The 12,400-nt window shown below is 66.2% G+C and carries 13 protein-coding genes; 3 read left to right on the forward strand and 10 right to left on the reverse strand.

Annotated features, from left to right (window positions below; genetic code table 11):
* Window position 1: 1 nt before the first annotated feature.
* The 7 genes from QM672_RS10955 to QM672_RS10985 all read right to left on the reverse strand — a co-directional run bounded on the left by QM672_RS10955 (window position 2) and on the right by QM672_RS10985 (window position 7,574).
* Complete coding sequence (locus tag QM672_RS10955) at window positions 2-895, reverse strand: ABC transporter permease (protein WP_149253304.1); 894 nt, start codon at window positions 893-895, stop codon at window positions 2-4.
* Complete coding sequence (locus QM672_RS10960) at window positions 892-1,941, reverse strand: ABC transporter permease (RefSeq protein WP_415082544.1); 1,050 nt, start codon at window positions 1,939-1,941, stop codon at window positions 892-894. The genes QM672_RS10955 and QM672_RS10960 overlap by 4 nt, the downstream gene beginning before the upstream one ends.
* Window positions 1,938-3,503, reverse strand: a complete 1,566-nt coding sequence (locus QM672_RS10965) for an ABC transporter ATP-binding protein (RefSeq protein ID WP_415082546.1) — start codon at window positions 3,501-3,503, stop codon at window positions 1,938-1,940. The genes QM672_RS10960 and QM672_RS10965 overlap by 4 nt, the downstream gene beginning before the upstream one ends.
* A 112-nt stretch (window positions 3,504-3,615) precedes the next feature.
* Window positions 3,616-4,668 (reverse strand): BMP family ABC transporter substrate-binding protein, encoded by a 1,053-nt coding sequence (locus tag QM672_RS10970; protein ID WP_311937786.1) that lies wholly within the window; start codon window positions 4,666-4,668, stop codon window positions 3,616-3,618.
* Window positions 4,669-4,755: 87 nt separating this feature from the next.
* Window positions 4,756-5,085, reverse strand: coding sequence for an NIPSNAP family protein (locus QM672_RS10975; RefSeq protein WP_311937788.1), 330 nt, complete (start codon window positions 5,083-5,085; stop codon window positions 4,756-4,758).
* Window positions 5,086-5,101: 16 nt separating this feature from the next.
* The gene (locus QM672_RS10980) at window positions 5,102-6,730 is read right to left on the reverse strand and encodes a choline dehydrogenase (RefSeq protein WP_311937790.1); all 1,629 of its coding nucleotides are present in this window, start codon (window positions 6,728-6,730) and stop codon (window positions 5,102-5,104) included.
* Window positions 6,731-6,734: 4 nt separating this feature from the next.
* Window positions 6,735-7,574: a uracil-DNA glycosylase gene (locus QM672_RS10985; protein ID WP_415082549.1), complete on the reverse strand. Its 840-nt coding sequence runs from the start codon at window positions 7,572-7,574 to the stop codon at window positions 6,735-6,737.
* A gap of 161 nt (window positions 7,575-7,735) precedes the next feature.
* Between QM672_RS10985 and QM672_RS10990 the strand changes: the two genes are divergently transcribed.
* Complete coding sequence (locus QM672_RS10990) at window positions 7,736-8,401, forward strand: TetR/AcrR family transcriptional regulator (RefSeq protein WP_311937794.1); 666 nt, start codon at window positions 7,736-7,738, stop codon at window positions 8,399-8,401.
* Window positions 8,402-8,488: 87 nt separating this feature from the next.
* Here QM672_RS10990 and QM672_RS10995 read toward each other — a convergent pair whose 3' ends face one another.
* Window positions 8,489-8,770 carry an HU family DNA-binding protein gene (locus QM672_RS10995; protein ID WP_068297566.1) on the reverse strand — a complete coding sequence of 94 codons (282 nt, stop codon included), beginning with the start codon at window positions 8,768-8,770 and terminating at the stop codon, window positions 8,489-8,491.
* 327 nt (window positions 8,771-9,097) lie between these two features.
* Here QM672_RS10995 and QM672_RS11000 point away from each other — a divergent pair, with 327 nt between their 5' ends.
* Window positions 9,098-9,646: a methylated-DNA--[protein]-cysteine S-methyltransferase gene (locus QM672_RS11000; RefSeq protein WP_367623831.1), complete on the forward strand. Its 549-nt coding sequence runs from the start codon at window positions 9,098-9,100 to the stop codon at window positions 9,644-9,646.
* A gap of 62 nt (window positions 9,647-9,708) precedes the next feature.
* On the opposite strand, the gene QM672_RS11005 is transcribed toward QM672_RS11000, so the two are convergent.
* A complete protein-coding gene (locus QM672_RS11005; RefSeq protein WP_311937800.1) occupies window positions 9,709-10,260 on the reverse strand; it encodes a helix-turn-helix domain-containing protein in 552 nt (183 codons plus the stop codon).
* Window positions 10,261-10,354: 94 nt separating this feature from the next.
* Between QM672_RS11005 and QM672_RS11010 the strand changes: the two genes are divergently transcribed.
* Window positions 10,355-11,143, forward strand: a complete 789-nt coding sequence (locus QM672_RS11010; protein WP_149253313.1) for an SDR family NAD(P)-dependent oxidoreductase — start codon at window positions 10,355-10,357, stop codon at window positions 11,141-11,143.
* An 8-nt stretch (window positions 11,144-11,151) separates the two neighbouring features.
* Here the strand turns inward: QM672_RS11010 and QM672_RS11015 are convergent, their stop codons facing one another.
* Window positions 11,152-12,372 (reverse strand): enolase C-terminal domain-like protein, encoded by a 1,221-nt coding sequence (locus QM672_RS11015; protein WP_415082553.1) that lies wholly within the window; start codon window positions 12,370-12,372, stop codon window positions 11,152-11,154.
* Window positions 12,373-12,400 lie beyond the last annotated feature (28 nt).

The raw sequence follows: 12,400 nt of genomic DNA on the forward strand, positions 1-12,400 counted from the left end.
GTCAGTAATCCCGTAATTCGCCGCCGGTCGCGGCTGCCTTGACGCCACCGCGTAGTTGCCCGCTGATCCACACGCCCAGCACCGTGGCGAGATAAGGCAGTGCAAGCAGGAGATCGCGGGGCACCTTGTCGCCGAAGACGAGCTGGGCCCGGATGCCGAGCGCATCGACGACGGAAAAGAACAGCGCTGCTAGCGCCGAGCCGATCGGATGGCCGCCGCCGAAGATCACCGAAGCGAAGCCCATGAAGCCGCGGCCGGCCGTCATGTTGATGCTGAAGAGCTGGAGCGTGCCGAGCGCCAGTTCGGCGCCGCCGAGGGCGCAGAGCACGCCGCCGCCCATCAGGGCGATCAGGCGCATGCGAGCCGGCGCCACGCCGACGCTGCGGGCGGCGAAGGGGTGTTCGCCGCAGGCCGTCAGTTGCAGGCCGAAACGGGTGCGCCGCACGATGACCCAGAGCGCCAGCACCACGAAGGGCATTGATATCACCAGCACGGAGAGCACCCCGAAGGGGCCGAAGGCCTCGCCGAGCCGGGGCAGCCCCCGGCCGGCCATCACCGAGGCCTGGCTGCCATAGATGGCCTGGACGGCGAGATCCGTGCCGCCGAGCCCGAGGCCGGTGAGGCCGAGGCCGGCGATGATCGGATGGGCCCTCAGCTTCTCGACCACGAACCACAGCAGCATAGAGCCGAGCACGCAGACCACGATGGCAAGGCCGAGGCCGAAGGCGACGGAGCCGGATTTGGCGGTGCCGACGGCGGCGGCACAGGCGCCCGCGATCATCAGCCCTTCCAGACCGAGATTCCAGATGCCGGCGCGCTGGGCCAGCATGCCGGCCATGGCTACATAGATCAGCGGCGTGCCCGAGCGCAGGATGGCTATGAGGATGTCGCTCATGGCTGGGTCCTCCGCGCCGGCAGGCGCCGCTTGATGAAGTCCGGCAGCAGCCAGGTGCGCGCCGTGATGAACAGGGCGATGGCGGCGTTGATCACGTCGATGGCAGCGGCCGGCAGGCCGGCGATCACCGGCAGATAGAGGCTGGCGGCGGCAAGGCCGCCGAAGAACAGCGAGACGATGGCCGCGCCGGCCACGGAGAGCCCCGCGACCAGGGCAATCAGGATCGCGGTGAAGCCATGCCCGGGCAGGAAGCCGCTGACCAGGCGGCCATTGGGACCGAGCAGCTCGATCGAACCGGCGAGACCCGCTAGGGCGCCTGAGATCAGGAAGGCCGACAGCCCGAGGCGCGAGAGCCGGGCACCCTGCCAGGCGATCATCACCGCGTTGCGGCCGGCCAGGCTGGAGAGCACGCCATAGGCGGTGCGGTTTACCAGGAGCCAGACCAGAACCAGAACCAGCACGGACAGGGCGATCGTGGTGGGTGAGACGCCGACCGAGGTGGCGATGCGGTAGGCGGAGGCGACGGGGCGGCTTGCGGTGACCTGTCCGGTGCCGGAGGGATCCTTCAGCGGGCCGGAAGTGACATAGACCAGCAGCAGGCCGGCCATGAAATTGCCCATCAGCGTGGTGATCACCTCGTCGGTGCCATAGCGCAGCCTGAGGAAACCGGGCCAGGCCGACCACAGGGCGCCCGCCAGCATGCCGGCCAGCATGGCCACGGGCACCACGACCAATGCGGGTGCGCCGTTCAACAGCTGGGCGGCCGTCGCCGCGCCGATGGCACCGAGATAGAACTGGCCCTGCGCCCCGACATTGAAATAGCCGCAGCGAAAGCAGACCAGCACGCCGGCGGCGGTGATCACCAGCGGCAGAGCCCAGCGCAGGCTCTTCATCAGCGCATTGGGCGAGGTGAAGGCGCCGTCGGCGATGCTGCGGAACATCTCCGGGGCCGAATAGCCGGCAAACTCGAACACGATGCCGCACAGGCCGAGGGCCAGGGCGACGAAGCTGACGGCGCGCAGGATGGGAAGGAGGCGGGCGGTCATGCGGCTTCATCCAGGCCGACATCGCCGACCATGGCTTGGCCCACCGCCGCCATGTCGAAGGGAGCGGTGAACTCGGCGACGATGCGGCCGGAGAACATCACCACCACGCGGTCGGCGATGTCGAAGAGTTCGTCGAGGTCGGAGGAGATCAGCAGCACGCCGCAGCCCTGGTCGCGGCAGGCTCTGAGCGCGCGCCAGACGAAGGCGGTGGCGCCGATGTCGAGGCCGCGGGTAGGCTGGGCCGCGATGACCAGCCGCGCCGTCTCGTCGATTTCGCGAGCGAGGATGACCTTCTGGGCATTGCCGCCCGAGAGCGAGCCGGCTGGCTGGGTGGTGGTGGCGAAACGGACGTCCCACCCGTGCAGGCTGGCCTGGCAGGCCTTCCTCAGCCGCGCGGGAGCGACGAAGGAAAGGATGCGCCCCAGCAGCAGGTTGCGGGCGGCCCAGTTCTCCCACAGCGAGCTGGTCAGGCTCAGCCCCTCGCTGTTGCGGTCGAAGGGAATGATGCGCAGGCCGGCGGCGCGGCGCTCGATCACGGGGCGCCTGGTGACATCCAGCCCACCGAGCGCGATGGTGCCGCGTTCCAGGCCGACGAGCCCGGCGAGGGCACGGACCAGCGTCTGCTGGCCATTGCCTTCGACACCGGCGATGCCGACGATTTCGCCGCCGCGGAGGGCGAGGTCGGCCCGGTCGAGCGGGCGCCCTTCGCCGTCCGGGCGGGTGGTGACGGCCTTCATGTCGAGGATGGGGGCGGCAGCGGATGGCATCGCGGCGTGGGTGGAAGGTGCGCTGACGCCCTCGCCGACCAGAGCGGCCTTGTCCGCCTTGTCGAGGCCGGCGGCGGTGCCGATGATCGCATTGGCGAGGCGGATGGCGTCGATGGTGCCTACGGGCACACAGGCCTCGATCAGGCGTCCGCCGCGCAGGACGCTGACGGTCTCGGCGATGCCGAGCACCTCGCGGATCTTGTGCAGGATCAGGATGATGGTGACGCCGCGCTCGCGCAGGCCGCGCAGGCGCTCGAACAGGGTCTCGATGCCCGAAGGCGACAGCACGGCGGTCGGCTCGTCCAGGATGAGGATGCGGGCATCCGTCACCAGCGCACGGGCGATCTCGACCGCCTGGCGGGTTTCCACCGGCAGGTCGCGGATGCGGGCGCGTGGATCGACCTTCACGCCGAGGCCTTCGAGATGGGTGGTCCAGCGGGCCCGCAGGGTCTTGGCGGAGAACAGCGCCCCGCGGCCCTGCGCACCGAATTCCATGGCTTCGGCGACGGTGAAGGAGGGCGGCAGGGCGAAGCTCTGATGCACGAGTTCGACCCCGGCGGCGCGAGCGGCATTGACCTTGCCGAGCGGCACGGGGTGTCCCCCGATCAGCAATTGTCCGGAGGAAGGCCTGACGATGCCGGCGCAGACGCGGGCAAAGGTGGTCTTGCCGGCGCCGTTCTGTCCCACGACGGCATGGATGCGGCCGGCCTCGAAGCCCAGGCTCACCTGCCTGAGCGCCGCAACCTCGCCGAAGAGGACACTGACATCGCCGCATTCGAGGGCGTGCTGGGGCATGGTGGTCTTCCCGGATGCGCGGGCCCTGGGGCCGCAACCTGTCGGATGGAGCACTGCGCCTCGCCACGGCCGCAGGCAAGACGGCGCGTGTCGAGGCGGCGAGGAGGGGGCTCTAGAGCGCGGTGTTGAGCGGCACCTTGAGCGTTCCGGCGATGATCTCCTTCTTTGCCTTCTCGATGTCGGGCCAGATCTCCTTGGCCTTGGCCACGAGATCGGCCGGACCTTCCTTGAGGAAGGTGTCCGAGAGCTCGAAGTCGATCACGCCGGTGTCGATGCCGGTGGAGACGTGATGTCCCTTCCAGCCTTCGGCCAGCGCCTTGCTGACTTCCTGATAGAGCGACAGGCCGAAGTCGAGCTTGACGATGGCGGCGACCGCCTTGGGGCCGAGCTTGTACTGCTCCCTGGAAATGGCGCTGACCAGGCGGCCGGGCGCTTCGGTCGCGGCTTGGATTATGCCTGTATCCGTGGCGGCCGAGTCGGTCTGGATGTAATCGACGCCGGACTGGAACAGCTGGTTGGCGATCTCGTGGCCCTTGGCGGGGTCCTGGAACGAGCCGGCGAAAGCGCCGGTGAACTTGATGTTGGGGCCGATCACCGCGGCCGCCGCCTTGAGGGCGTTGAGATCGGCGATCTGGCCGGGAATGCTGGCGCCGCCGATATAGCCGATCGCGCCGGTCTTGGAGATGCGGCTGCCGAACAGGCCCGAGAGATAGCAGCCCAGATAATAGTCATAGGCCACTGTCACCACATTCGGGATCGCCGGCTCGAACGGGTCGGCGTAGAGCTGCACGAATTTGGTGTTGGGATATTCGGGCGCCACGGCCTTGAAGGGCTCGGCGACCTCGTTGAAGGTCGAGACGACCACGCTGGCGCCGGCATCGCCGAGGCTGCGGAAGATCGATTCATAGGTCGCGGCGTCCTGCGCATAGATGATGCGGGTGGCAAAGCCTTTTTCGCCGGCCAGCCTCTTCAGCGACGCGATCATGCCGTCGACCGGGCCGTTGTCGCCAGCCGCCTGGGTATGCACCAGCGCCACCAGGCCATCGGCGGCCCGGGCCTGGCTCGACAGCAGGCCGAGCGCTGCGACGCCTGCTGTGCCGATGAGGAATTGGCGGCGTGAGGCCGAATGCCGGAACAGGCCTGAAACGGAGGGAGTCTTCGTCATCTGTCAGTTCCCTTCTCTTGATCTGGATGGTGTAGGTTTCTTGTTGTTTTCCGCGACGCTTCGGCGCCCCGGTTCGTCACTTCGCCGTCAGGCCGCCGGCAAGGGCGGGCAGATCGAGGTCGGCTTGAGCATCTTGACCTCCTGCGAGATCATGGCGTCCAGGCCCCAGACTTCGCCGATGAACTTGGTCCAGGCCGGGTCCGCAGCCATGGCGGCGCGCCGTGTCTCGCGGTCACCCAGGCCCTGATAGGCCCACATCATCACGATCTGATGCAGCGGGCCGATCTCGCTGACCCAGAGGCCCATGAAGGTGCCCAGATGCTTCTTCTGGATCGGCAGGCCTTCGGTCTCATATTTCTTGAGCCAGCGGTCGAGCTGGCCCGGCTTGAAGCTGTAGGTGCGCTGTTCGATGATCATGGCTGCCGCTTCCGTGTCATAGCTTGGTGTTGAGGATGAAATCGGCAGCCCGCTCACCGATCATGATGGTCGGCGCATTGGTGTTGCCGCTCGAAATGATCGGCATGATCGAGGCGTCCGCGACCCTCAGCCCCTCGATGCCGCGGACCCTGAGCTCGGCATCGACGACGGCCTCGCCATCGTTGCCCATCTTGCAAGTGCCGACCGGATGGAGCGTGGTCAGGGCCGAGGCCCGCAGCCATTCCAGCAGTTCACCGTCGCTGAGCACGCCAGGCCCCGGCGCCAGTTCCTTGCCGCGATACGCATCGAAGGCCGGCTGAGCGATGACCTCGCGCATCATGCGGATGGCTGAAATCATCGTCTTGCGGTCGAATTCGGTGGCGAGGTAATTGGCTTGGATACGGGGCGCCGCCGCCGGATCGGCGGAGCGCAGCGTGATGGTGCCCCGGCTCTCCGGATTGACCGGGCCGACCCGGATGGTGAAGCCATGATTGGCCTCCACCGCCTGTTTGCGGAAGGGATTGGGCCAATGCAGATTGGCGGTCTTCTCCAGCGCCGGCATGAAATGAGCCTGGATGTCGGGCGCCACCAGGTCAGGCCGCGACTTCATGAAGGCGCCGGCCTCATAGGGGAAGGTGGTGGTGATGCCGGTGCCCAGCACCATGCCCTGCGCGACCGAAGCGATCAGCTTGTCGGCGCGAAGATCGCCATAGAGCGTCACCGGCTGCTTGCATTCGTAGCTGAGGCAACAATCGACATGGTCCTGCAGGTTGCGGCCCACGCCCGGCAGGTCGTGCCGTACCTCAATGTCATGTTTAGCCAGCTCATCAGCCGGCCCGATGCCGGAAAGCATCAACAATTGCGGTGAGTTGACGGCTCCTCCGCACAGGATGACCTCCCGTCCGGCCCGCACGGTGCGTGCCCGCCCGCCCTGCGTGAACAGGACGCCGGTAGCACGTCCGTTCTCCACCAGAATACGTTGGCTGAGCGCGTTCACCTCTACCGTCAGGTTGGGCCGGTCGAGCACCGGTCGCAGGAAGGCGTGGGAGGTCGACCAGCGCTTGCCCTTGCGGATGGTGAAATCATAGCGCCCGAAGCCTTCCTGTTCGGCTCCGTTGAAATCGTCGTTGCGGGGATAGCCCGCCTGCACGCCGGCTTCGATAAAGACATCGAATAGCCCGTTGCGGCCGCGGGCGCGGCAGACGGTGAGGGCGCCCTCGGTGCCGTGGAAGGCACCGTTGCGCTCGACATGGGTCTCGGAACGGCGGAAGGCGGGCAGCACCTCGTCATAGGACCAGCCCGGCAGGCCCATCTGGGCCCAGCGATCGTAATCCTGGGCGTTGCCGCGCACATAGATCATGCCGTTGATGGTCGAGGTGCCGCCGAGCGCCTTGCCGCGCGGCCAATAGAGCGTGCGGTTGTTGAGATGCGGCTCGGGCTCGGTGCGGTAATTCCAATTGTAGAGGCCGGAATTGAAGAGCTTGCCCATCAGCATGGGCAGGCGGAACAGGGGATTGCGGTCGCGTCCGCCCGCTTCGAGCAGCAATACGCGATTGCCCGGATCCGCGGACAGACGGTTGGCGACGACGCAGCCTGCCGAGCCGGCGCCGATGATCACATAGTCATATTCGGCATCGCTGCGCATGGCCTCACCAGTCGATCGGGGCGGCGCCGAGCGCCTTGAGCCGCTCATTGCCGAGAATGAAGGGATTGGGCAGGCCGAGCACCGCATCGCCCCGGGCCGGATGCTCGCGCAGGATGCAGTCGTCGCCCTCCATGATGCCGGCCGCCCGGAGGGTCTGCGCCGCTGCCTCGCCAAAGCCGAGGAAGACCACTTTTTGTCCGGAACCGGCGAGATGGCGCAGCACCGCCACGATCAGTGGCCGCCACAGCGGCAGATGGCCCCGGCTTTGATGCGGATCGATGGAGACTTGGAAGCGGCTGAGGGTCAGCGAGGCATTGAGCAGCAGGGCGCCGCTGGCCACCCAGCGATCGGCGATCATATTGGCCGGCTCGAGCGCGACGGTGCCGGCCTCGATGGCGGCACGCAGGTGCGGCCAATCGGCGGTGCTGCCGGTCCAGCCTGCCTCGCCGGTGCGGGCGGCGACGATCATCTGCATCACCGTGCGGATGCTGACCGAGAACATCTTCTCCAGTTCGCGCCATTCGGCGACATTGCCGGCCTCGAAGGCGCGGCCAGTCGAAAAGTCAGGGCTGGGATAGGGATCCTGGCCCAGCACCACGCAGCGCACCTGCTGGGGCTCGAGGCCGTCGAAGGCACGCAGCATATGCGCCCCTCTGGGCTGGCCGGGAAAGAGGCGTCCCTTGCGCACGGGAAAGACCGGTTCCCACGGCTCCAGCGCCAGTTCGCCATCCATGTCGGCAAAGCCCAGCTTGACCGGTGCGAGGATATCGCGCCAGGCAGGCGCCAGATCGTCATGCCAGCCATCCAGCACGTCCCGCATGACGTCACGCAATGATGTCGGCATCGCTGCTGCATCCCCCTCGTTGCAAGGAGGATAGGCAAAACCTGACCAAAACGTCAAGTTATGAGTTGAAAAAATCTGACGCTTCGGTCAAGTTTTGACATCGGGTTCCGATACCGGCATTTCCGGGACACGGACGCATCTCGAGAATGCGGGAGGACAAGGTGGCGACGACCAGCGCAAAGAAGGCGCGCAAGGATGGTTCGGACAACGAGGAACGCATCCGGGCCCGCAACGAGGCGGCAATCTTGGCCGCTGCGATCGACCTGTTCGCCCGCAAGGGTTTCGATGGGACGCGGATCGCCGAGGTCGCCGAACATTCGGGGCTACCCAAGGCGAACGTCTATTATTACTTCCCGGCCAAGGAGGATATCTATCGCGCTTTGATCGACCGGCTGATCGCCAGCTGGGATACGGCGCTCGAAGAGTTGCAGCCCGAGCGCGACCCGGCCGAAGCCATCATGGCCTATATCCGGGCCAAGCTCGACTATTCGCGCCGGTTCGCCGCCCAGTCCAAGCTGTTCGCCAACGAGATCCTCAGCGGCGCGAAGTTTCTCGACAAGGCCGGCCGCAGCCACGTCAAGCAGGCGACGAGCGCCAAGGCGGCCGTGGTCGAAGGCTGGATCGCTGCCGGCAGGATGGCACCGATCGCCATTCCGCATTTCTTCATCATGCTGTGGAGCACGACGCAGTTCTACGCCGATTTCGAGGTGCTGGCCTGCGATGCCATGGAAGTCAGCCGGCTGACCAAGAAGGATTTCGAGGCGGCCGCGCTTGCTATCGGCGATATCGTTCTGCGCGGCTGCGGCCTCGCGATGCCGCCTGCCTGAGACCGCAAGCGTAGGCGCAAAATAAAAACGGGACGGTGTCTCACCGACACCGTCCCGTTTTTGAAATGGGGCTTGCGGCCCGCGAAATCAGCCGTTCACGGCATCCTTGAGCGCCTTGGCAGGCTGGAAGACCACCTTCTTGGAAGCGGCGATCTTGATGGTGGCGCCGGTGGAAGGGTTGCGGCCTTCGCGTGCGGGCTTGGCCTGCACCTTGAACTTGCCGAAGCCGTTCAGGGAGACTTCCTCACCCTTGACAGCCGCTTCGGTGATCCCTTTCAGAACGTCCTCGACAGCTGCCTTAGCGGCAGTCTTAGTCAGGCCATGAGCGGCGGCAATACGGTCGGCAAGATCGCTGGTGCTGACAGGCATGATGTTATCCTTTCGATGATTCGTCCGATGGCGTTATCGCATGACCGGTTCGATATCGCCATCGCATGTACACCGGAAACGCACGGAAATCCTGCTTTTTTAACGGATATGAACGGATTTTCTCGCGCTCAACCCTTGTTTGGAACGGTTTGAATTTGCAAACGCCCGCATGGTGATGCCGTTTGGTAAAGTGAAGGCCTTGCTGGTGAAGCTTCGGCGGATGTCAGGGGACTGGCGAACTATACTTGCCGACCATAGATATCGGGTGGAAGCGCGGGGCTTTTTGCGGTGATATCGCGGCAAGTTCAACCACAGGGAAACGAAGCGATGACTTCCCCCCATTTTGCCTTGTTCGACACCGAAATCGGCACTTGCGCCCTGGCTTGGGGTGATAAGGGCCTGGTCAGCGTGCAACTGCCGTCCCATAGCCCGGCGGGCCTGAGGGCGCGCATGCTGCGCTCCCTGCCGGGTGCAGTGGAGGCCGAGCCGCCGGCACCGGTGCGCCAGGCCATCGCGGCCATCCAGGCCCTGCTGGCGGGAGAGACGGCCGATCTGTCCTTCATCGAGCTCGACATGACCGCTGTGCCGGAATTCAATCGCCGGGTCTATGCCGTGGCGCGAGCCATCCCTCCCGGCTCCACCATGACCTATGGCGAGATCGCCAAGCAATTGGGCGATCCCCTGCTGGCGCGCGATGTCGGCCAGGCCATGGGACAGAATCCCTTCACCATCGTGATGCCCTGCCATCGGGTGATGGCGGCCGGCGGCAAGTTCGGTGGCTTCTCGGCCTATGGCGGCGTGGCGACCAAGCGCCGCCTGCTCGAGATCGAAGGCGCCTTGCCAAAGCCGGAACCGACTTTGTTCGGCTGGGCCTGAGCCTGGGCGGCTCGGCCGCATGAGTGAGCGCCGGCGGCCCGGCGAGGAAAAATCGAGTTTCGTTACGAACCGGCCACGCGCCGGAGCGTCGCCGACAGGATCTCGTTGGAAAGGGCGGGATCGTCGGCGATACGGGCCAGGATCACGGCGCCGACCATGGCGGCCCAGCCGGCGATCGCGGCGCTTCGCCGTTCCTGCGGCGTTTCGCCGGCAGCGGTCGCGCTGAAATCCTCGATCTGATCGCGCAGGGAACGGGTCATCACGGCACGAATGTCCGGCGACCCGCGCACGGCCTCCGAGCCGAGTGCGGCAAAGGGGCAGCCCTCGGCGCGGGCGTCCCGATGCGCCGGGGTGAGATAGGCCGCGGCATAGTCGGCCATGGTTCGGCCCGGAGGTTTGGTGCCTTCGGACTGGGACAGCACATGGGCGAGCGCCTGGGCGATCAGGTCCTCCTTCGACTTGAAATGACCGTAGAAGCCGCCATGGGTGAGCCCGGCGGCGGCCATGATCTGCGCGACGCCGACCCCCTCCAGACCCTTCTCCCGATAGAGACGCGCGGCCGCCTCCAGAATGCGGTGACGATGCTCGGCAACCTGCTCGCGGCTGACTTTCATGACGGGCCCTCCTGTCTCGCTTGACTTTATACATGATGTCCATCATGAATGCATTATATATGATGACTATCATGAATAAGTTTGGAGAAATGCCATGACCAAATCCCTTCCCGCCGTTCTCATCACCGGTGCCTCGACCGGCATTGGCGCCGTATATGCCGAGCGCTTTGCCCGGCGCGGCCATGACCTCGTGCTGGTGGCACGGGACGAGGCGCGCCTGAACGCGCTCGCCGGCCGCCTTCGCCAGGAGAACGGCGTCGCCGTCGATGTCCTGAAGGCGGATCTGACGGCCTCCGAGGATCTCGCCCGTATCGAGGCGCGCCTGCGCGAGGATGCCAAGATCGGCATCCTGGTCAACAATGCCGGTGCCGCCGCCCATGGCGGCTTTGCCGACCAGGACCCGGAAGCGCTCGACGGGCTCATTCGCCTCAACGTGACGGCGCTGACGCGACTGGCCGGTGCAGTGACGCCTCGTTTCCTTGCCGCGGGCACCGGTGCCATCGTCAATATCGCCTCGGTGGTGGCGCTGGCGCCGGAGTTTTCCCTGGGCGTCTATGCGGCGACCAAGGCCTTCGTGCTGACCCTGTCGCAGACCTTGCAGGTGGAACTCGGCCCGCGCGGCCTCTATGTCCAGGCCGTGCTGCCGGCGGCAACCCGCACCGAAATCTGGGAACGCTCCGGCCGCGACGTGAACGCACTGGAGGGCGTGATGGACGTCGGCGAACTGGTCGACGCCGCGCTGGTCGGCTTCGACAGGCGCGAAGCCGTCACCATTCCGCCGCTGCCGGATGCGAGCCAGTGGGAGGCCTTCGATGCCGCCCGCCGCGCCATGCTGCCGAACTTCCGGCAGGAACACGCGGCCGAGCGCTATCGGGCGGCCTGAAAGGCCCCTTATTTTCGGGGATCGGCGAAGCGCTGCTCGGGCAGGATCGAATACCAGCCCGGGCGGCCGGGATCGCGGTCATAGGTGTAGCCGCCGACCTCGCGGTAATGCTCGGCATAGCGGGCGAGCTTGTCGCGATCGAGCTCGACGCCAAGGCCCGGTCCTTGCGGCAGGGCGATGGCACCGCCGACATAGCGCAAGGGACCGCCGACGATGACGTCGTCGGTGAGGTGATGGTAATGCGCGTCGGCGGCGAAGGAGAGGTTCGGCAGCGCCGCGCCCAGATGCAGCATCGAGGCGAGCTGGATGCCGAGCTCGCCCGAGGAATGCACGGCGGCGCCGTATTGGAAGGTCTCCAGCACGGTGCCGGCCTTGTGGGCCTGGCGCAGGCCGCCCCAGAAGGTGGTGTCGAGCAGCACGACGTCCACGGCCTCCAGCCGTAGGTTGGTGGCGAGTTGCTCGAAATTCACCACCACCGTGTTGGTCGCCGTGGGAATACGCACCAGGTTCCGCAGCCGGCGCATCCCCTCGAGGCCCCAGGTCGGGTCCTCGAAATAGTCGTTGTTGAGATGCTCGATCGCCCGCCCCACGCGGACCGCTTCTTCCACCGACCAGGCCGCGTTGGGATCGAGGCGCAGCCGGTCTCCAGGGAACGCCGCGCCCAGGGCGCGGACGGTTTCGATGTCGTGATCCGGCGGGAAGAGGCCGCCCTTCAGCTTGTGGCTGGTGAAACCATGCTGGGCCTTGAGCGCACGGGCATGGGCGACGATCTCGTCGGGGCTGGTCTCGCCGCCTTGGCCGCTTGCCTCATGAGGGTAGCGGTAGAAAAGATAGCTGGCAAAGGGGATTGTCTCGCGGATGGCGCCGCCGATCAGGTCGCAGGCCCTTATGCCCAGTTTCTTGCCGGCGGCATCCATGCAGGCCATTTCGATGGCGGCATGGAGCTGCATGCGGTTGTTGTAGAGCGAGGCGGTGGGATTCATGATCTTCCAGCGCAACTGCTCGAGCTGTAGCGGATCGTGCCCCTCGAGATAAGGCAGCAGGGCGCGCACCGCCGCCTCGGCCGACTCGCCGCCGCCGCCCATCTCACCGAGCCCGATGATGCCCTCGTCGGTGATGACTTCCACGATGGTGCGGATGAAGCGCCCCCAATGCGCGCCGGCGGCATGGCGCAGCGGCGCTTCGAGCGGCACGGCGACGGTGGTGGCCTTGAGGTCGACGATCTTCATCGCACTATCCGATTGCAGGAAGAGAAGA

The organism is Labrys sp. (in: a-proteobacteria) (assembly GCF_047605565.1).
Taxonomy (GTDB): Bacteria; Pseudomonadota; Alphaproteobacteria; order Rhizobiales; family Labraceae; genus Labrys; species Labrys neptuniae.